Genomic DNA, 16,835 nt, shown 5'->3' with positions numbered 1-16,835 from the left:
TGTTTACCCTCCCAACCTTATGAGCATCAAATCCGACAAGTGGATCCGCCGCATGGCGGAGCAGCACGGCATGATCGAGCCCTTCGCGCCAGGCCAGGTCCGGGAGCAGGACGGGCGCAAGATCGTTTCGTACGGCACCTCGAGCTACGGCTACGACATCCGCTGCGCCGACGAATTCAAGATCTTCACCAATATCAACAGCACCATCGTCGATCCGAAGAATTTCGACGAGAAGTCGTTCGTGGATTTCAAGGGTGATGTCTGCATCATCCCGCCCAATTCGTTTGCGCTGGCGCGCACGATGGAATACTTCCGGATCCCGCGCAGCGTGCTGACCATCTGCCTGGGCAAGAGTACCTATGCCCGCTGCGGCATCATCGTCAACGTGACGCCGTTCGAGCCCGAATGGGAAGGCTATGTGACGCTGGAGTTCTCCAACACCACGCCGCTGCCCGCCAAGATCTACGCCGGCGAGGGTTGCGCCCAGGTGCTGTTCTTCGAGAGCGACGAAGTCTGCGAGACCTCGTACCGTGACCGGGGCGGCAAGTACCAGGGCCAGCACGGTGTCACACTGCCGAAGACCTGAGCGCATTACAATGCCGGCGTTTGCCGGAACGGCTGGCCCCCGGAAAGGCCGCCAAACCTGACGTGAGAGCCACATGTCGCCGTCGCGGGGAACCCTCGCCGGCCATGTGGCTCAAGTCCTTTATGTCCTGCTATTCCATCAAGGATGCCCCATGAAATTCCGCTTCCCCGTCATCATCATTGACGAAGACTTCCGCTCCGAGAACATCTCAGGCTCGGGCATCCGCGCGCTGGCCGAGGCGATCGAGAAAGAGGGCATGGAGGTCATGGGGCTGACCAGCTACGGCGACCTGACGTCGTTTGCGCAGCAATCCAGCCGGGCATCGACCTTTATCGTGTCGATCGACGACGACGAGTTCACGCGCGACGGCGAAGACCAGCTGGAGGCCGCCGCGATCGAGAAGCTGCGCGCCTTCGTCGCCGAAGTGCGGCGCCGCAATTCGGACCTGCCGATCTTCCTGTACGGCGAGACCCGCACTTCGCGCCATATCCCCAACGATATCCTGCGCGAGCTGCACGGCTTCATCCACATGTTCGAGGACACGCCGGAGTTTGTGGCGCGCCACATCATCCGTGAAGCCAAGGTCTACCTCGACACGCTGGCGCCGCCGTTCTTCAAGGCGCTGATCGACTACGCGCAGGACAGCTCGTATTCGTGGCACTGCCCGGGCCACTCGGGCGGCGTGGCGTTCCTGAAGAGCCCGGTGGGCCAGGTGTTCCACCAGTTCTTCGGCGAGAACATGCTGCGCGCCGACGTCTGCAACGCGGTCGACGAGCTGGGCCAGCTGCTGGACCACACCGGCCCGGTGGCGGCGTCGGAGCGCAATGCCGCGCGCATCTTCAACTCCGACCACATGTACTTCGTCACCAACGGCACCTCCACCTCGAACAAGATGGTGTGGCATGCCAACGTGGCGCCGGGCGATATCGTGGTGGTGGACCGCAACTGCCACAAGTCAATCCTGCACGCGATCATGATGACGGGCGCGATCCCGGTCTTCCTGATGCCCACGCGCAACCACTACGGCATCATCGGCCCGATCCCGAAGAGCGAGTTCGACCCGGAAACGATCAGGAAGAAGATCGCCAACCACCCGTTCGCCAGCAAGGCCAAGAACCAGAAGCCGCGCATCCTGACCATCACCCAGGGTACGTACGACGGCGTGCTGTACAACGCCGAGCAGATCAAGGAAATGCTGGCCGCCGAGATCGACACGCTGCACTTCGATGAAGCCTGGCTGCCGCATGCGGCCTTCCACGACTTCTATCGCAACATGCACGCGATCGGCAAGGACCGCCCGCGCAGCAAGGACGCGCTGGTGTTCGCCACGCAGTCCACGCACAAGCTGCTGGCCGGCCTGTCGCAGGCCTCGCAGATCCTGGTGCAGGATTCCGAGACGCGCAAGCTGGACCGCTACCGCTTCAACGAGGCGTACCTGATGCACACCTCGACCAGCCCGCAGTACTCGATCATCGCCTCGTGCGACGTGGCCGCGGCGATGATGGAAGCCCCGGGCGGCACCGCGCTGGTGGAAGAAAGCATCCAGGAGGCGATGGACTTCCGCCGTGCCATGCGCAAGGTCGAGGGCGAGTACGACGCCGGCAACAACGGCGACTGGTGGTTCAAGGTGTGGGGCCCGGACGCGCTGATCGAAGACGGCATCGGCGACCGCGAAGCGTGGATGCTCAAGGCGAACGAGCGCTGGCACGGCTTCGGCGACCTCGCCGACGGCTTCAACCTGCTCGACCCGATCAAGGCCACCCTCATCACCCCGGGCCTGGACGTGGACGGCGAGTTCAGCGAACGCGGCATCCCGGCGGCGATCGTCACCAAGTACCTGGCCGAGCACGGCATCATCATCGAGAAGACCGGGCTGTATTCGTTCTTCATCATGTTCACCATCGGCATCACCAAGGGCCGCTGGAACTCGCTTGTGACCGAGCTGCAGCAGTTCAAGGACGACTACGACCAGAACCAGCCGCTGTGGCGCGTGCTGCCGGAATTCGTCGCCAAGCATCCGCAATACGAGCGCATGGGACTGCGTGACCTGTGCGATGCGATCCACAGCGTGTACAAGGCCAACGACGTGGCCCGTGTGACGACGGAGATGTACCTGTCGGACATGGAGCCGGCGATGAAGCCGTCGGACGCCTGGGCCATGATGGCGCACCGCGAGATCGAGCGCGTGCCGGTCGACGACCTGGAGGGCCGCGTCACCGCCATCCTGCTGACGCCGTACCCGCCGGGCATTCCGCTGCTGATTCCGGGCGAGCGCTTCAACCGCACCATCGTGCAGTACCTGAAGTTCGCGCGCGAGTTCAACAAGCTGTTCCCGGGCTTCGAGACCGACATCCACGGCCTGGTCGAGGACGAGGTCGACGGCAAGAAGGCGTACTTTGTCGACTGCGTCAAGCAGGACGGCTGAGCGCCAGTCTGCGTCCCGCTGATGTGAGCAGGGCCCCGCTATGCGGGGCCCTTTCTTTTGGGGCTAGGTGAACGGATTCAGCAGCATCGCGCCCGTGCCGCGAAAATCCTCCACATTGCGCGTGACAATGGTCAGGTCGTGGATCAGCGCGGTGGCGGCAATGAACTTGTCCAGTGCATGCTCAGGCCGCGGCGCGCGCAGCTGGCCCCAGACCTGGGCGACGTCGGCATCGACCGGCAACACCTGCCGGCCAAAGTCCTCCAGCACGGTCGCCAGCCATTGCTCCAGCACCGCGGCCTGCGCCGTATCGCCGCGATGGCGGATCAGCGCAACGCCGCGCTGGAGCTCGCCCACGGTCAGCGCCGACAGGTAGAGCGCGGCACCTTCCCGCGCTGCCTGCCGGAAGAACGCGCGCACGCCGGGGTTGGCGCGCTCGCGCTTGCGCGTCTCGCTGATGACGTTGGTATCAATCAAATACACGCGGCGCCTCGCCCGGATCCTGGGTCCGCTCGAAGTCCGCGTCTTGCCCGACGTCCGGGATGCTGGCCAGCACCTCGGCAAAGCTGCGCCGGCGCGTGCCGCCCAGCGCCTGCGCCAGGATGGCGCGGTGCTCGGCTTCGGCGCTGCGGCCGTTGGCGACGGCCCGCTCGCGCAGGCGCTGGACCAGGGATTCATCGATGCCACGAACGAGTAGTGTTGCCATCTTGACCTCCTCACCATCGGATGAAGGGATGATAGCATTGTTATCGATGCGGCGGTCACGTATGGAAGGCAGGCGGTGCATGTTTGCCGCGCCTGTCTGGTGCAAGGGAGTGATGGTTGGCATGGTGGCTCTCCTGGGTTAGTTCGCGCAACGCAGGGCCAGTCTGGGCCACGCCGGGGCGCCGGTCGATGAGCCGATTCGCAATTGCGCTCAATGGGCGCTCTACCGCAGTTCGCGCACCTTCACGCTGACCGGTGCCGGCACGGCGCGGGCAGTTGCCCGCTGTGCGGGCGACGGCGGATTGCCTGATGCAATGTCAGGCGCCAGCCGCCTCCGGGGTGGGCTCGCGCCAAAGAAAAAGCCCCGCATTGCTGCGGGGCCCTGGGTCTGACATCAGGCTCAGTTCTTCTTCTTTTCGAACTCGAACTGCGGCGCGGCCGATTCGCTTTCCGCTGGCGGCTGCGCCGGCAGTTCCAGCGAGCCGGGCGCGGCCGGCGCGGAGCCGGGGGCCGGCACCGACAGGCCGGGCGCCGCCGGCTTGGGGCTGCTGCCTTCCAGGTCGAGGGTCAGGTCGCGCGTGATGCTGCGATCCTGCGCCTTGTGCGTGCCGGTGCTGACCAGGCCTGGGAAGACGATGATCAGCGCTACCATCAGCAGCTGGATGCCCACGAACGGCACCGCACCCCAGTAGATGTCCGAGGTCTTCACTGCGCGCGGCGCCACCGAGCGCAGGTAGAACAGCGAGAAGCCGAACGGCGGGTGCATGAACGACGTCTGCATGTTCACCGCCAGCAGCACGCCAAACCAGATCAGGTCGATGCCGAGCTTGTCCGCCACCGGCCCCACCAGCGGCACCAGGATAAAGGCCAGCTCGAAGAAGTCCAGGAAGAACGCCAGCAGGAAGAACAGCACGTTCACCGCCACCAGGAAGCCGGTCTGGCCGCCGGGCAGGTTGGTCAGAAGGTGCTCGACCCAGATATGGCCGTCCACGCCATAGAACGTCAGCGAGAACACGCGTGCGCCGATCAGGATAAAGATCACGAAGGCCGACAGCTTGAGCGTCGCCTCCATCGCCTGCCGGGTCAGACTGAGGTCCAGGCGGCGTTTCACGATTGCCAGGATCAGGGCGCCAAGCGCGCCCATGCCACCGCCTTCGGTCGGCGTGGCCACGCCGACGAAGATCGTGCCGAGCACCAGGAAGATCAGCGCCAGCGGCGGGATCAGCACAAAGGTGACCTTCTCCGCCATATGTGACAGCAGGCCAAGCTTCAGCGCCTTGTTGATCACCGCCAGCACGAAGGCGAACAGGATCGCCGCGCCCACCGAGATCACCAGGCGCTCATCCAGGGGCGCCTCCGGCTTGTACAGCTTGTCCACCGCCACGCCCACCGCGATCGCCATCGCGGTCAGCACCAGCACCGAAGTGGCGCCGGTCTTGCCGCTGGATTCGCGGAACGTGCGCGCTTCGATCGGCAGGGCCGGTGCGGCGGCGGGCTTGATCAGCGTGATCAGCAACACGTAACCCATGTACATGCCGGTCAGCACCAGGCCAGGCACGAACGCGCCCTTGTACATGTCGCCGACCGAGCGGCCGAGTTGGTCGGCCAGCACGATCAGCACCAGCGACGGCGGAATGATCTGCGCGAGCGTGCCCGACGCGGCGATCACGCCCGACGCCAGCCGCTTGTCATACTTGTACTTGAGCATCAGCGGCAGCGAGATCAACCCCATCGAGATCACCGAGGCCGCCACCACGCCGGTGGTCGCCGCCAGCAGCGCGCCGACGAAGATCACCGCGTAGGCCAGGCCGCCGCGGATCGGGCCGAACAGCTGGCCGATGGTGTCGAGCAGGTCTTCGGCCATGCCCGAGCGTTCCAGGATCAGGCCCATGAAGGTGAAGAACGGGATCGCCAGCAGCGTGTCGTTCTCGATGATGCCGAACAGCCGGCTGGGCAGCGCCTGAAGCAGCTCGGGCGGCAGCATCCCCAGCTCGATGCCGATAAAGGCGAACAGCAGCCCGTTGGCGGCCAGGGCAAACGCGATCGGGAAGCCCGACAGCAGGAATACGACCAGCGAGGCGAACATGACCGGGGCCATGTTCGCGATCAGGAATTGCGTCATCGTGCGCGCCTCTTATTGTTTTTCGGACGGACCGGACTGGTTGGCCTGGGCGATCGCGGCGATTTCCAGCGCGGGGTCGACCGCGTGCTTGCGGAACTCCGAGAACGGCAGCAGGCCCTTCAGGTAGGCGAAGCGCTTGATCAGTTCGGACAGGCCTTGCAGGATCATCAGGAAGAAGCCCGCCACGATGAGGAACTTGGCCGGCCAGCGGATCAGGCCGCCGGCATTGCCGGACATTTCATGGCCGGCGTACGACAACCAGAAGTAGGGAATCGACAGCCAGAGGATGATCAGGGAAATCGGCAGCAGGAAGAAGATGATGCCGAAGATGTCGATCCAGACCTGGGTGCGCTCCGAAAAACGGCCAGCGATGACGTCGATGCGCACATGCTCGTCGCGGCGCAGGGTGTAGGGCGCGCCGAGCAGGAACACGCCGGCGAACATGTACCACTGCAGTTCAAGCCAGGCGTTGGAACTGACGCTGAAGCTGTAGCGAATGATGGCATTGCCTGCGCAGACCAGCACGGCGAGCAGGACCAGCCATTTCGCCCACTGCCCGATGAAAGCATTCACGGCGTCGATAAGCCGCGAGATCCTCATAAGGGAAGACATGTGATCGTCCTAGGGATTGGGGGAGACAGGGGTGGCGCGTTAGTCTACGCGCGTCGCTTGCCTTGCATCTTTAGGGTGAATCCCCAGTGCATCACATTTTCGAGTGAGTTTGCACCAATTCTGCGCTAATCGCGTGGAATTTCCCTCAGATTCGATATTTTCTGGTGTTGGCATTTCCCGCGCGATCGTGGCCGCTTCGTGGAATAAACAACACTTGCCGGTGTGCCGCGCACAAAAAAGAAAAAGGGGAGCTCGCGCTCCCATTGCCGGCCTGCCGGGCTACCCCTGAGGTGGGGTCAGACGTTCAGCGTCTTGCGTGCTGCGGCGATGGCCGCGCGCACCTGGTCCGGCGCGGTGCCGCCGATATGGTTGCGCGCGGCGACCGAGCCTTCCAGCGTCAGCACCGTGTGCACGTCGTCGCCGATCAGCGCGGCCTTGTCGCCCAGGCCCGAGACTTCGCGGAGCTCGGCCACGCTCAGGTCGGCCAGGTCGCACTGGCGGCTGTCGCAGGCGCGCACCGCGTGGGCCACGGCCTCATGGGCGTCGCGGAAGGGCAGGCCCTTCTTGACCAGGTAGTCGGCCAGGTCGGTGGCGGTGGCGTAGCCCTGCAGCGCGGCGGCGCGCATGGCTTCGGGCTTGACGGTGATGCCCGGCACCATGTCGGCAAAGATGCGCAGCGTGTCCACGACGGTATCGACCGTGTCGAACAGCGGCTCCTTGTCTTCCTGGTTGTCCTTGTTGTAGGCGAGCGGCTGGCCCTTCATCAGCGTCAGCAGGCCGATCAGGTGGCCGTTGACGCGGCCGGTCTTGCCGCGCGCCAGCTCGGGCACGTCCGGGTTCTTCTTCTGCGGCATGATCGAGCTGCCGGTGCAGAAGCGGTCGGCGATGTCGATAAAGCCCACGCGCGGGCTCATCCACAGCACCAGCTCTTCCGAGAAGCGCGACACGTGCGTCATCACCAGCGCGGCGGCGGCACAGAATTCAATGGCGAAGTCGCGGTCCGACACGGCGTCCAGCGAGTTGCGGCACACGCCGTCGAAGCCCAGCTGCTGCGCCACGAACTCGCGGTCGATCGGGTAGCTGGTGCCGGCCAGCGCGGCGGCGCCCAGCGGCAGGCGGTTGACGCGCTTGCGGCAGTCGGCCATGCGCTCGGCGTCGCGCGTGAACATCTCGTTGTAGGCCAGCAGGTGGTGGCCGAAGGTCACCGGCTGTGCCACCTGCAGGTGGGTGAAGCCCGGCAGGATGGTGTCGGCGTTCTGGTCGGCCAGGTCCAGCAGCGAGGTGCGCAGCGCGCCCAGCAGCGTGATGATGTTGTCGATTTCGCTGCGCAGCCACAGGCGGATATCAGTGGCGACCTGGTCATTGCGCGAGCGGCCGGTGTGCAGGCGCTTGCCGGCATCGCCCACCAGCGCGGTCAGGCGCGCCTCGATATTCAGGTGGACGTCTTCCAGGTCCAGCTTCCACTCAAAGCCGCCGGCCTCGATCTCGCCGAGGATCTGCGTCATGCCGCGCTCGATCTCGGCGCGGTCGGCCTCGGCGATGATGCCCTGCTTTGCCAGCATGGCTGCGTGGGCCAGCGAGCCCTGGATGTCGAACAGGGCCAGGCGCTTGTCGAAGAACACCGAGGCGGTGTAGCGCTTCACCAGGTCGGACATCGGTTCGGAGAAGCGGGCGGACCAGGCTTCGCCTTTCTTGGCAAGTTGGGAGGTGGACATGGACGTCAGCTGCAGTGGCTCGCGTGGCAGGCGCCGGCGTGTGGACGGCGGCGGGCGCGAGAAATTGGGAAACGGCGATTATATCGCCCGCCGGCCCGCTGGCGGCGCTGGCCGGCACGGCAGCGCCGTTCATCAGAGCCGGCTGTGGATCACAGGCCCCTTGAACACCACCGGGCCGCTTGGCCCATCGGCATTGGGCGAGCCGCCCGGCGGCTCGATGCTGACCGCCAGCGCGGGCACCGCCTTGGGCAACTGCGCCAGCGCCAGCCGGGCTTCAGGTGCCCGGCCGATCACGCCCAGTGACTGCGGCTTGCCGCCCGCAGGCAGCGCCCACAGCTGCAACACCTGCTGGTCGCTCAGGGCCAGGTGACCCAGGCGGCGCACGATCAGGCTGCGTGCGCCGGCATCCCACGACACCAGCATCGCAGGCTGGGCACGGTCGTCGTTCAGCACGGCGACGACCTCGGCCGGTGCCGTCTGATCCTGCCGGGCCAGCTGGATGCCGATGCCGACGGCAAGCACCGCCACCGTGGCCATTGCCGCCGCGGCGCCACGCCAGAAAACCGGGGCCGACCACAGCCGCTGCCACCAGCCGTCCGCGGGGCGGGTGTCACGGGCCGGGCGGGCCGGCTGACTGGCCGGATCGGCCACCTTCCAGCCGAGGCGATCCTCGATCCCGCACCACACCTTGTCGACCGGCTCGGCGGCCGCCTGCAGCTCGGCCACGCCCGCCAGCCGCGCCTGCCAGCGGTGGATCGCGGCGCGCACCGCGGGCTCTTCGCGTGCGAGTTGTTCCAGGCGGCGCCGTGCGCCGCCGTGCAGCACCCCCAGCGCGTACTGCGCGGCGATGCGGTCGAGCAGGTCGGGATGGCTGGCCAGGTTCATGCCGCGCCCTCCATGCAGCTGCGCAGCCGCTCCAGGCCGCGCCGGATCCAGGACTTGACCGTCCCCAGCGGCGCGCGCAGCCGGGCGGCCAGCTCGGCGTGGCTCAGGTCCTGCAGGTAGGCCAGCATGATGGCCTGGCGCTGCGGCTGATCCAGGCGCTGCAGGCAGCGGTTGAGCGCGCGTGCCTGCTGGCTGGCATCGGCCAGTTCCGCGGGCCCGGCCGCGTCGTCGGCCAGCCATTCGCCCAGGTCTTCGTCAAGCTCGACAGTCTGCCCAACGTGTGCCGCGCTCGCCCGGCGCAGGCAGTCCAGCGCGCGGTTGCGCACGATCGCGGTCATCCAGGTCATCGGCGCGGCCAGGTGCGGCCGGTAGTCGCCGGCGTGGTGCCAGATGCTGACAAAGCTTTCCTGCACGACATCCTCCGCCCAATCGCGCCTGCCAGTGATACGCAGCGCAAGGCCAAACAGTTTCGTCGCGCTGAGGTCATAGAGGCCGCGCAGCGCCTGCCGGTCGCCGATGGCCACGGCCTGGAGCAGGGCCGCAAGGCGCTCGGCGCCGGGCGGCGTGGCGTAGGTTTCGGCGGAAGGGGACACCGGAGAAGGGGGCACCGGGGCGTCTCGCGAAAGGGTGTTGCCGGATTATAGGCACACGACCTTGCATCCGATTGGCCCCGGCGTGCGTATCAGATGGCAGGCGCACGATGGCGGCCCCGGGCTGCGGCGCCTTTGATCCCACACAGGAGAACTTCATGGAACGCATGCGCACGACTGCCGCCACGGCAGATCCGACCGATTCCCGTGACCGCATTGTGACCGCGCCCGATGCACGCCGCCGCGGGCTGCTCAAGGCACCGGGGCTGTTCGCGCTGGGCTCGCTGGCCGTCATCAGCCTGGGCGAGTCCATGCCAGCCTGGGCGCAGACCCAGTCGGGCAGCACCAGGGACGACATCAATATCCTGAACACCGCGCTGGGACTGGAATACCAGGCGATCGCCGCCTATCAGGTAGGCGCGGAAAGCGGCCTGCTGCAAAAGCCGGTGCTTGCCACCGCGGTCAAGTTCCAGGACCACCACAAGGCGCACGCGCAGGTGCTGGCCGGGACAGTATCGAAGCTGGGCGGCACGCCGGTGGTGGCGAAGAAGGCGTCGGAATACACCTTCCCGACTGACAAGCTGAAGACCCAGGCCGATGTGCTGCGCTTTGCAGCGGGGCTGGAGAAGGGCGCCACCGCCGCCTACCTGGGCGTGCTGCCGAACTTCCACAACCGCGAGCTGACCCGCGCCGCCGGCAGCATCCTCGGGGACGAGGCGATGCACTGGGCGGTGCTGCTGCATGCGCTCGGTGAAGATCCGGTGCCGGGGGCGTTTGTGGGGTGAGGATGCAGAGGCTTGCCAATTGTGTGCGCCCCTCTCCCGCCTGCGGGAGAGGGGCCGGGGGAGAGGGGAGCCCCGTTCAGGCGGCGTTGGCTACGTCGTGCGCAAGGCGCGCACCGATTGCCAATCAGCCCGTATTGCGCAGGCCTGCCGCCACCCCGTTGATGGTGAGGTGGATACCCCGCCGTACGCGGATATCATCGCCATCCTTGCCCGAGCGGAAACGCTTGAGCAGCTCGACCTGCAAGTGGTTCAGCGGGTCGAGGTAGGCAAAGCGGTTCTTGATCGAGCGCGCCAGCAGCGGGTTGTCCGCCAGCCGTTCCTGGTGGCCGGTGACCAGTGTCAGCATCTCGCAGGTCAGGTGCCATTCCTTGCTGATGCGGTTGAACACGGTGCGGCGCAGGGCCGCGTCGTCGCACAGCTGGGCGTAGCGCGAGGCCACGGCCAGGTCGGTCTTGGCCAGCACCATGTCCATGTTGGACAGCAGCGTCGAGAAGAACGGCCAGGTCTTGACCATGCGGCGCAGCATGGTCACGGCCAGCTTGCGCGCCTTGTCGTCCGGCGCAGTGTCCAGCAGCGACTTGACCGCGCTGCCGAAGCCGTACCAGCCCGGCAGCAGCAGCCGGCACTGGCCCCACGAGAAGCCCCACGGGATGGCGCGCAGGTCTTCGATGCGGCGGTGCTTCTTGTCCATCAGCTTGCGCGAGGCCGGGCGCGAACCCAGGTTCAGGTCGGCGATCTCGGTGATCGGCGTGGTGGCGAAGAAGTAGTCCTTGAAGCCCGGGGTCTCGTAGACCAGGTCGCGGTAGGCGGTGAAGGCGCGGTCCGACAGCTGCTGCATGACGGCCTCGAAGGTGTCCAGCTCCCTGGGCGCATTCTGCTGCGGCAGCAGCGAGGCTTCCAGCGTGGCCGCGACCACCGTCTCCAGGTTGCGCCGGCCGATCTCGGCGTTGGCGAACTTGCTGTTGATGATCTCGCCCTGCTCGGTCAGCCGGATCTGGCCGTTCACGGTGCCCGGCGGCTGCGACAGGATGGCCTGGTAGGTCGGGCCGCCGCCGCGGCCGACAGTGCCGCCGCGGCCGTGGAACAGGCGCAGCTTGACCTGGCGCTGCTCAAACAGCTGCACCAGCGCCAGCTCGGCCTTGTACAGCTCCCAGGTGGAAGTCAGGAAGCCGCCGTCCTTGTTCGAGTCCGAGTAGCCAAGCATCACTTCCTGCTCGACGCCATGGTGCGCGATCACCGAATCGAAGCCCGGCAGGTCCAGCAGCGACTGCATGATGCCGGCGGCGTTGCGCAAGTCCTCGATGGTCTCGAACAGCGGGATCACCATCAGCTCCATGCGCGCCGGGTCGGTCTTGCTGCCCAGCGTGCCCTGCAGCATGCCGGATTCCTTCTGCAGCAGCATCACCTCGACCAGGTCCGACAGGGTCTCGGTGTGAGAGATGATGTAGTTGCGCGCGATGCGCTTGCCATAGCGCGCGCGCAGCTCGCGCGCGGCGGCGAAGATCGCCAGTTCCTTGCGGGTCTGCTCCGAGTACTCATGCCACGGGAGCGTCAGCAGGCGCGGCTGGCGCAGCTCGGCCAGCAGCAGTTCCAGCTTGCGCGCCTCGGGCAGGGCGGCATAGTCGGGGGCGATGCCGGCGGCGGCGAACAGCTCGGCGATGACCGCCTCATGCACGTCCGAGACCTGGCGCATGTCGACCGATGCCAGGTGGAAGCCGAACACGCCGATGGCGCGCGCCAGCGCGTCGATGCGGCCATTGGCCAGCGCCTGGCCATGGTTGTCGCGCAGCGAGTCGACCACCACCTGCACGTCGGCGGCAAAGGCCTCGGCGCTGTCATAGGGCTCGGCCGGCGCCACCGGGCGGCGCGGCACGGCGTGGCCGGTCAGCGTCTTGCTGGTTGCGGCCAGGCGCGCGTAGATGCCGATCAGCGCGCGGCGGTAGGGTTCGTCGGCGCGATGCTCGGAGTGGTCGGGCGAACGCTCGGCCAGCGCCAGCAGTTCTGCGCTGGCGTCGACCATCAGCGTCGACATCGACAGCTCCGCGCCCAGCGCATGGACTTCATCCAGGTACCAGTCGATGATCATCTGCCCCTGCTGGCTGGCGGCGTGCTGCAGCGTCTCGGCGGTGACGTTGGGGTTGCCGTCGCGGTCGCCGCCGATCCAGGAGCCCATCTGCAGGAACGGGGCCAGCGGCGCGGCCTTCGTGCCCGCGGCGCCCGGGGTGCCCTTGCGCTTGCGCGTGGCCGGGAACACCGCGGCGATGTCTTCTTCCAGTTCGCTCATCAACTGCGGGATGCCGCGCAGGAAGCAGGTGCGGTAGTACGACAGGGCATTTTCGATCTCGTCGGCCACCGTCAGGCGCGCATCGCGCAGCATGCGGGTCTGCCACAGCGTGGTGACCTTGGCGCGCAGCTGCGCGGTGTTGTGCTCGCGCTCGCGCGCGGTCATCGGCAGGTCGCGCTCGGCCAGCAGACGGGCGATCTCGCGCTCGGCGTCGAGAATACTCTTGCGCTGGACTTCGGTCGGGTGCGCGGTCAGCACCGGCACGATCAGGGCCTCGTCCAGGAACTTGCGCAACTGCTTGCCGGTCACGCCGGCGGCATCGATCGCCTCCAGTGCGTGGGCCAGGCTGCCTGCCTGCGGCGGCGAGCCGGCCAGCGCGTGCACGCGGCGGCGGCGGTTGTGGTGCTGGTCCTCAGCGATATTGGCCAGGTGCGAGAAATAACTGAATGCGCGCACGACCTGGTTGGTCTGGTCGCGCGACAGGCGCTTGAGCAGGCGGTCCAGCTCCGCGCCGGCGGCGCGGTCGTTCTCGCGGCGGAAGCGTACCGCGGTCTGGCGGATGGTCTCGACCACCTCGAAGGCGGCGTCGCCTTCCTGTTCGCGCAGGCATTCGCCCAGCAGGCGGCCCAGGAAGCGGATATCCTCGCGCAGCGGCACGTCCTTGTCGGCGGTGCGGCGGGCGTTGGGGGCGATGGTGGTTCCGTTGCTCGACACGATGGAAAGCTTGGGCTTGGCGGAACGTTTGGTCCCGCTGCGGGTGGCGCGGCGTTTCGATTCGGTGGCGGATGCGCCGCTTGCGTCACCTTGGCCGGCGCCGAGGGCAGGGCTTTGGTCTTTCGCAGCCGGGGCGGTCCGCCGGCCGTTGGGGCGCGCAGCATGCTGCGTCATGCAATCTCCTCGTTCTGCTTCTCTAAGCTTATCTATTGATGCGGAGGGGCTATTGGGTCGCGTGCTACCATTGATGCATGTCGTCTGCCACCCTGTCTTCCTCTACCGCTGTCGTGTCTCGCAATCTTCCGCAAAAGCTCGTTATTGCCTCCCGAGAAAGCCGTCTGGCCCTGTGGCAGGCAGAACATGTGCGTGCTGCGTTGCAACAATACTATCCCGCGTGCGACGTGTCCATTCTTGGCATGACAACGCGCGGAGACCAGATTCTAGACCGTACGCTGTCCAAAGTCGGCGGCAAGGGTTTGTTTGTCAAAGAACTGGAGTTCGCGATGGACGAAGGCCGGGCGGACCTGGCGGTGCATTCGCTCAAGGATGTGCCGATGGAGTTGCCCGAAGGCTTCGCCCTGACCGCGGTGATGGAACGCGAGGATCCGCGCGACGCACTGGTGTCTTCCGCTTATGCCTCGCTGGACGAGATGCCGGCCGGCACCGTGGTCGGCACCTCCAGCCTGCGCCGTGAAGCCGCGCTGCGCAGCCGCTACCCGCAGCTGGTGATCAGGCCGCTGCGCGGCAACCTGGACACGCGGCTGGGCAAGCTCGATCGCGGCGAATACGGCGCCATCATCCTGGCCGCCGCCGGCCTCAAGCGCCTGGGCCTGGGCGAGCGCATCCGCGCGCTGATCCCGATCGAGGTGTCGCTGCCGGCCGCGGGCCAGGGCGCCCTCGGCATCGAGATCCCGGCCAACCGCCCTGAGCTGGCGCCATGGCTGGCGCCCCTGAACCACCAGCCGACGGCGCTGGCCGTGACCGCCGAGCGCGCCGTGTCGCGCATGCTGGGCGGCTCATGCCAGGTGCCGCTGGCCGCCCATGCGCGCTGGGAAGGCGATCAGCTGAAGCTGGACGCCTTTGTCGCCTTGCCCGATGGCACGCGCGCCATCCGCGCTGCCGCGTCCGGACCGGCTGCTGACCTGGCCGCCGCCGAAGCACTAGGCCAGGCCTGCGCGCGCGACCTGCTGGCACAGGGTGCGGAGGCCATCCTCGCGGCACTGGCCGATTCTGGCGATCCCGCCGGCTCCCAAGCTCCTGCCTGAGGCTGCCCCATGCCCAGCCCGACCGTCGTTGTCACACGACCCGCCGGGCAGTCCCGGCAACTGACCGAGGCGCTGCAGGCCGCGGGCCTGGATGTACTCAGCTTTCCCTTGCTGGCCATCGGCCCGGCCGCCGACGACGCGCCGCTGCGCGCCGCGCTGGCGCGGCTGGACACTTTTGCGCTGGTGGTCTTTGTCAGTCCCAATGCCATTGCCTACGCGCTCGACGCGCTGGCCGGCGTGCAGGGCGCGGCCGTGGCCCATTGGCCGGCGCAGGTGCCGGTGGCGGTGGTCGGGCCGGCCAGCGTCGCGGCCCTGGCCGAGCGCGGCATCGCGCCGCCCGCGTACCGGGTGATCGCGCCCGCGGGCGCTGCCGCGAACGGGCAGTGCCCCGATGACGCCGCACCAGAGGCCGAAGCGCTGCGCTTTGACTCCGAGGCCCTGTGGGCCCGGCTCGATCCCGCCGCGCTGGCAGGCAAGCCGGTCCTGATCATCCGCGGCAACGGCGGGCGCGACTGGCTGGGCGAGCGCCTGCGCGAGGCCGGTGCCCAGGTCGAGGCCGTCGAGGCCTACCAGCGCACGCTGCCCGAACCCAGCACCATGCAGTGGCAGGCCGTGCGCGACAACCTGCGACCCGGCGCGGCGCCGCATGCGTGGCTCCTAACCAGTTCTGAAGCGGTGCGCAACCTTGACGCGCTGGCACGCCGGCATCTGTCGCCTGAGGAAGACGCTACCCTGCGGCAGGTGCAGTGCATCGCGCCGCATGCGAGAATCGCCGAACAGGCGCTGGCGCTGGGCTTTCCCCATGTCCTGCGCGCCGCCCCGGGCGATGCCGGCCTGCTGGCGGCGTGCCTGCAGTGGGCCGATGCCCATGCCGGTCCGGCGCCGGCAAGCATGGCCAGCGCGGCAACCGAAGCCAGCCCGCCCAGCGCCAAAGCCGAAGCGCCGCCGGCCCCCGTGCCGGACGCAGCAGTTCCCGCAACGTCAACGAAGGTCGAACGCGTGACGCAAGAAACCACGTCCTCCTCCGCTACGCCGCCGCCCACGGCGGCCTCCGCAGCATCGGCGCAAGCCGCGCCCGCGCCGGGCCCCGCTACCCCCGGTGCTCCCGGTGCTCCCGGTGCTCCCGGTGCAGCCACACGGCGGTCCGCTGCGTTGTGGGTGCTTGTCGCCGTGCTGGTGGTGGCGACGGCCGGCGGCTTCTGGTGGCTGCAGCAGCGCGTTGACCACCTGACCGGCGAGCTGGCGCGCCGCCAGCAAAGCAACGATGCGCTGGTGCAGGAGTCGCGCGTGCTGACCCGCAACGCGCAGGACACGGTCAAGGAACTGCAGGCCAAGGTCGGTGCGCTGGAGAACCAGGTCGGCGAGACCCGCGACAAGCAGGTGGCGCTGGAACAGGTTTACCAGGACCTGATGCGCAATCGCGACGACTGGGAAATCGCCGAGATCCAGCAGCTGCTGACCAGTGCCGGCCAGCAGTTGCAGCTGACCGGCAACGTGCAGGTGGCGCTGGCCGCGCTGCAAAGCGCCGACGCCCGCCTGGCGCGCGCCGACAAGCCCCAATACAACCTGCTGCGCCGCGCGATTGCGCGCGACGTCGCGCGCATGAAGGCGGTGCCCGACACCGACCTGACCGGCGCCGCAATCAAGCTGGACGAGGCCATCAACCAGGTCGACGCACTGCCGCTGCTGTCCAGCGAGCGCATGCTGGAGCGCAGCGAAGCCGACGCCCGCAAGGGTGCCGCCGGCAATGGTGCCAGCGCGCCGGCCGCCGCCAACGGCGCGGGCCCGGGCTGGTTCACGCGCCTGTGGGACTACCTGCGCGAGGAACTGGCGCAGGTGGTTCGCATCCGCAAGGTCGATGATGCCGAGGCGCTGCTGCTGTCTGGCGACCAGGGCTGGTTCCTGCGCGAGAACGTCAAGCTGCGCCTGCTCAATGCGCGCCTGGCATTGCTGTCGCGCAACGAAGCCGTGTTCCGCAATGACCTGGCCGCCGCGCAGGCGATGATCAGCCGCTATTTCGATACCAAGTCGCGCCGGGTGCAGGGGGTGCTGACGCTGCTGCGGCAGGCGCAGGCCGGTGCGGTCACGGTGCAGTTGCCGACCATGGCCGAGAGCCTGGGCGCGCTGCATGCCCTGAAGAAGGAGTAAGC

General features: G+C 67.5%; 13 protein-coding genes. 5 read left to right on the top strand and 8 right to left on the bottom strand.

Features of this window, described 5'->3' with window-relative positions:
• Window positions 1-19 precede the first annotated feature (19 nt).
• Entirely contained in the window at window positions 20-586 is a 567-nt protein-coding gene (dcd, locus tag A3A5_RS0114445) for a dCTP deaminase (RefSeq protein ID WP_010813843.1), read from the top strand.
• A gap of 151 nt (window positions 587-737) precedes the next feature.
• Window positions 738-3,011, top strand: coding sequence for an arginine/lysine/ornithine decarboxylase (locus A3A5_RS0114440; RefSeq protein ID WP_018311275.1), 2,274 nt, complete (start codon window positions 738-740; stop codon window positions 3,009-3,011).
• A gap of 63 nt (window positions 3,012-3,074) precedes the next feature.
• Here the strand turns inward: A3A5_RS0114440 and A3A5_RS0114435 are convergent, their stop codons facing one another.
• The 7 genes from A3A5_RS0114435 to A3A5_RS0114405 form a co-directional block, all read right to left on the bottom strand.
• A complete protein-coding gene (locus A3A5_RS0114435; protein ID WP_026200786.1) occupies window positions 3,075-3,491 on the bottom strand; it encodes a type II toxin-antitoxin system VapC family toxin in 417 nt (138 codons plus the stop codon).
• Window positions 3,478-3,714, bottom strand: coding sequence for a DNA-binding protein (locus tag A3A5_RS0114430; RefSeq protein WP_026200785.1), 237 nt, complete (start codon window positions 3,712-3,714; stop codon window positions 3,478-3,480). The genes A3A5_RS0114435 and A3A5_RS0114430 overlap by 14 nt, the downstream gene beginning before the upstream one ends.
• A 399-nt stretch (window positions 3,715-4,113) precedes the next feature.
• Window positions 4,114-5,835 (bottom strand): TRAP transporter large permease subunit, encoded by a 1,722-nt coding sequence (locus tag A3A5_RS0114425; RefSeq protein ID WP_018311272.1) that lies wholly within the window; start codon window positions 5,833-5,835, stop codon window positions 4,114-4,116.
• Between the two features lie 12 nt (window positions 5,836-5,847).
• Window positions 5,848-6,447: a TRAP transporter small permease subunit gene (locus A3A5_RS0114420; RefSeq protein WP_026200784.1), complete on the bottom strand. Its 600-nt coding sequence runs from the start codon at window positions 6,445-6,447 to the stop codon at window positions 5,848-5,850.
• Window positions 6,448-6,743: 296 nt separating this feature from the next.
• Window positions 6,744-8,162: an argininosuccinate lyase gene (gene argH / locus A3A5_RS0114415; RefSeq protein WP_018311270.1), complete on the bottom strand. Its 1,419-nt coding sequence runs from the start codon at window positions 8,160-8,162 to the stop codon at window positions 6,744-6,746.
• Window positions 8,163-8,294: 132 nt separating this feature from the next.
• A complete protein-coding gene (locus A3A5_RS0114410; RefSeq protein ID WP_018311269.1) occupies window positions 8,295-9,047 on the bottom strand; it encodes an anti-sigma factor domain-containing protein in 753 nt (250 codons plus the stop codon).
• Window positions 9,044-9,640 carry a sigma-70 family RNA polymerase sigma factor gene (locus A3A5_RS0114405; RefSeq protein ID WP_018311268.1) on the bottom strand — a complete coding sequence of 199 codons (597 nt, stop codon included), beginning with the start codon at window positions 9,638-9,640 and terminating at the stop codon, window positions 9,044-9,046. The genes A3A5_RS0114410 and A3A5_RS0114405 overlap by 4 nt, the downstream gene beginning before the upstream one ends.
• A gap of 155 nt (window positions 9,641-9,795) precedes the next feature.
• On the opposite strand from A3A5_RS0114405, the gene A3A5_RS0114400 reads away from it, so the two are divergent.
• Window positions 9,796-10,422: a ferritin-like domain-containing protein gene (locus A3A5_RS0114400; protein WP_018311267.1), complete on the top strand. Its 627-nt coding sequence runs from the start codon at window positions 9,796-9,798 to the stop codon at window positions 10,420-10,422.
• Window positions 10,423-10,546: 124 nt separating this feature from the next.
• Here A3A5_RS0114400 and ppc read toward each other — a convergent pair whose 3' ends face one another.
• The gene (gene ppc / locus A3A5_RS0114395) at window positions 10,547-13,594 is read right to left on the bottom strand and encodes a phosphoenolpyruvate carboxylase (protein WP_018311266.1); all 3,048 of its coding nucleotides are present in this window, start codon (window positions 13,592-13,594) and stop codon (window positions 10,547-10,549) included.
• 77 nt (window positions 13,595-13,671) lie between these two features.
• Here ppc and hemC point away from each other — a divergent pair, with 77 nt between their 5' ends.
• Window positions 13,672-14,685, top strand: a complete 1,014-nt coding sequence (gene hemC / locus A3A5_RS0114390) for a hydroxymethylbilane synthase (RefSeq protein WP_026200783.1) — start codon at window positions 13,672-13,674, stop codon at window positions 14,683-14,685.
• 9 nt (window positions 14,686-14,694) lie between these two features.
• Complete coding sequence (gene hemDX / locus A3A5_RS0114385) at window positions 14,695-16,833, top strand: fused uroporphyrinogen-III synthase HemD/membrane protein HemX (RefSeq protein WP_018311264.1); 2,139 nt, start codon at window positions 14,695-14,697, stop codon at window positions 16,831-16,833.
• Window positions 16,834-16,835 lie beyond the last annotated feature (2 nt).

This window comes from Cupriavidus sp. UYPR2.512, assembly GCF_000379565.1.
GTDB lineage: Bacteria > Pseudomonadota > Gammaproteobacteria > Burkholderiales > Burkholderiaceae > Cupriavidus.
Note: the sequence above shows the minus strand (reverse complement) of the source record. Positions and strands in the feature narration are given on the sequence as shown.

Excerpts from the sequence above, each read along its gene's own strand:
- dcd (WP_010813843.1), top strand. The coding sequence starts at position 20 with ATGAGCATCAAATCCGACAAGTGGATCCGCCGCATGGCGGAGCAGCAC.
- A3A5_RS0114440 (WP_018311275.1), top strand. The coding sequence starts at position 738 with ATGAAATTCCGCTTCCCCGTCATCATCATTGACGAAGACTTCCGCTCC.
- A3A5_RS0114430 (WP_026200785.1), bottom strand. The coding sequence starts at position 3,714 with ATGGCAACACTACTCGTTCGTGGCATCGATGAATCCCTGGTCCAGCGC.
- A3A5_RS0114425 (WP_018311272.1), bottom strand. The coding sequence starts at position 5,835 with ATGACGCAATTCCTGATCGCGAACATGGCCCCGGTCATGTTCGCCTCG.
- A3A5_RS0114420 (WP_026200784.1), bottom strand. The coding sequence starts at position 6,447 with ATGTCTTCCCTTATGAGGATCTCGCGGCTTATCGACGCCGTGAATGCT.
- argH (WP_018311270.1), bottom strand. The coding sequence starts at position 8,162 with ATGTCCACCTCCCAACTTGCCAAGAAAGGCGAAGCCTGGTCCGCCCGC.
- A3A5_RS0114410 (WP_018311269.1), bottom strand. The coding sequence starts at position 9,047 with ATGAACCTGGCCAGCCATCCCGACCTGCTCGACCGCATCGCCGCGCAG.
- A3A5_RS0114400 (WP_018311267.1), top strand. The coding sequence starts at position 9,796 with ATGGAACGCATGCGCACGACTGCCGCCACGGCAGATCCGACCGATTCC.
- ppc (WP_018311266.1), bottom strand. The coding sequence starts at position 13,594 with ATGACGCAGCATGCTGCGCGCCCCAACGGCCGGCGGACCGCCCCGGCT.
- hemC (WP_026200783.1), top strand. The coding sequence starts at position 13,672 with ATGTCGTCTGCCACCCTGTCTTCCTCTACCGCTGTCGTGTCTCGCAAT.
- hemDX (WP_018311264.1), top strand. The coding sequence starts at position 14,695 with ATGCCCAGCCCGACCGTCGTTGTCACACGACCCGCCGGGCAGTCCCGG.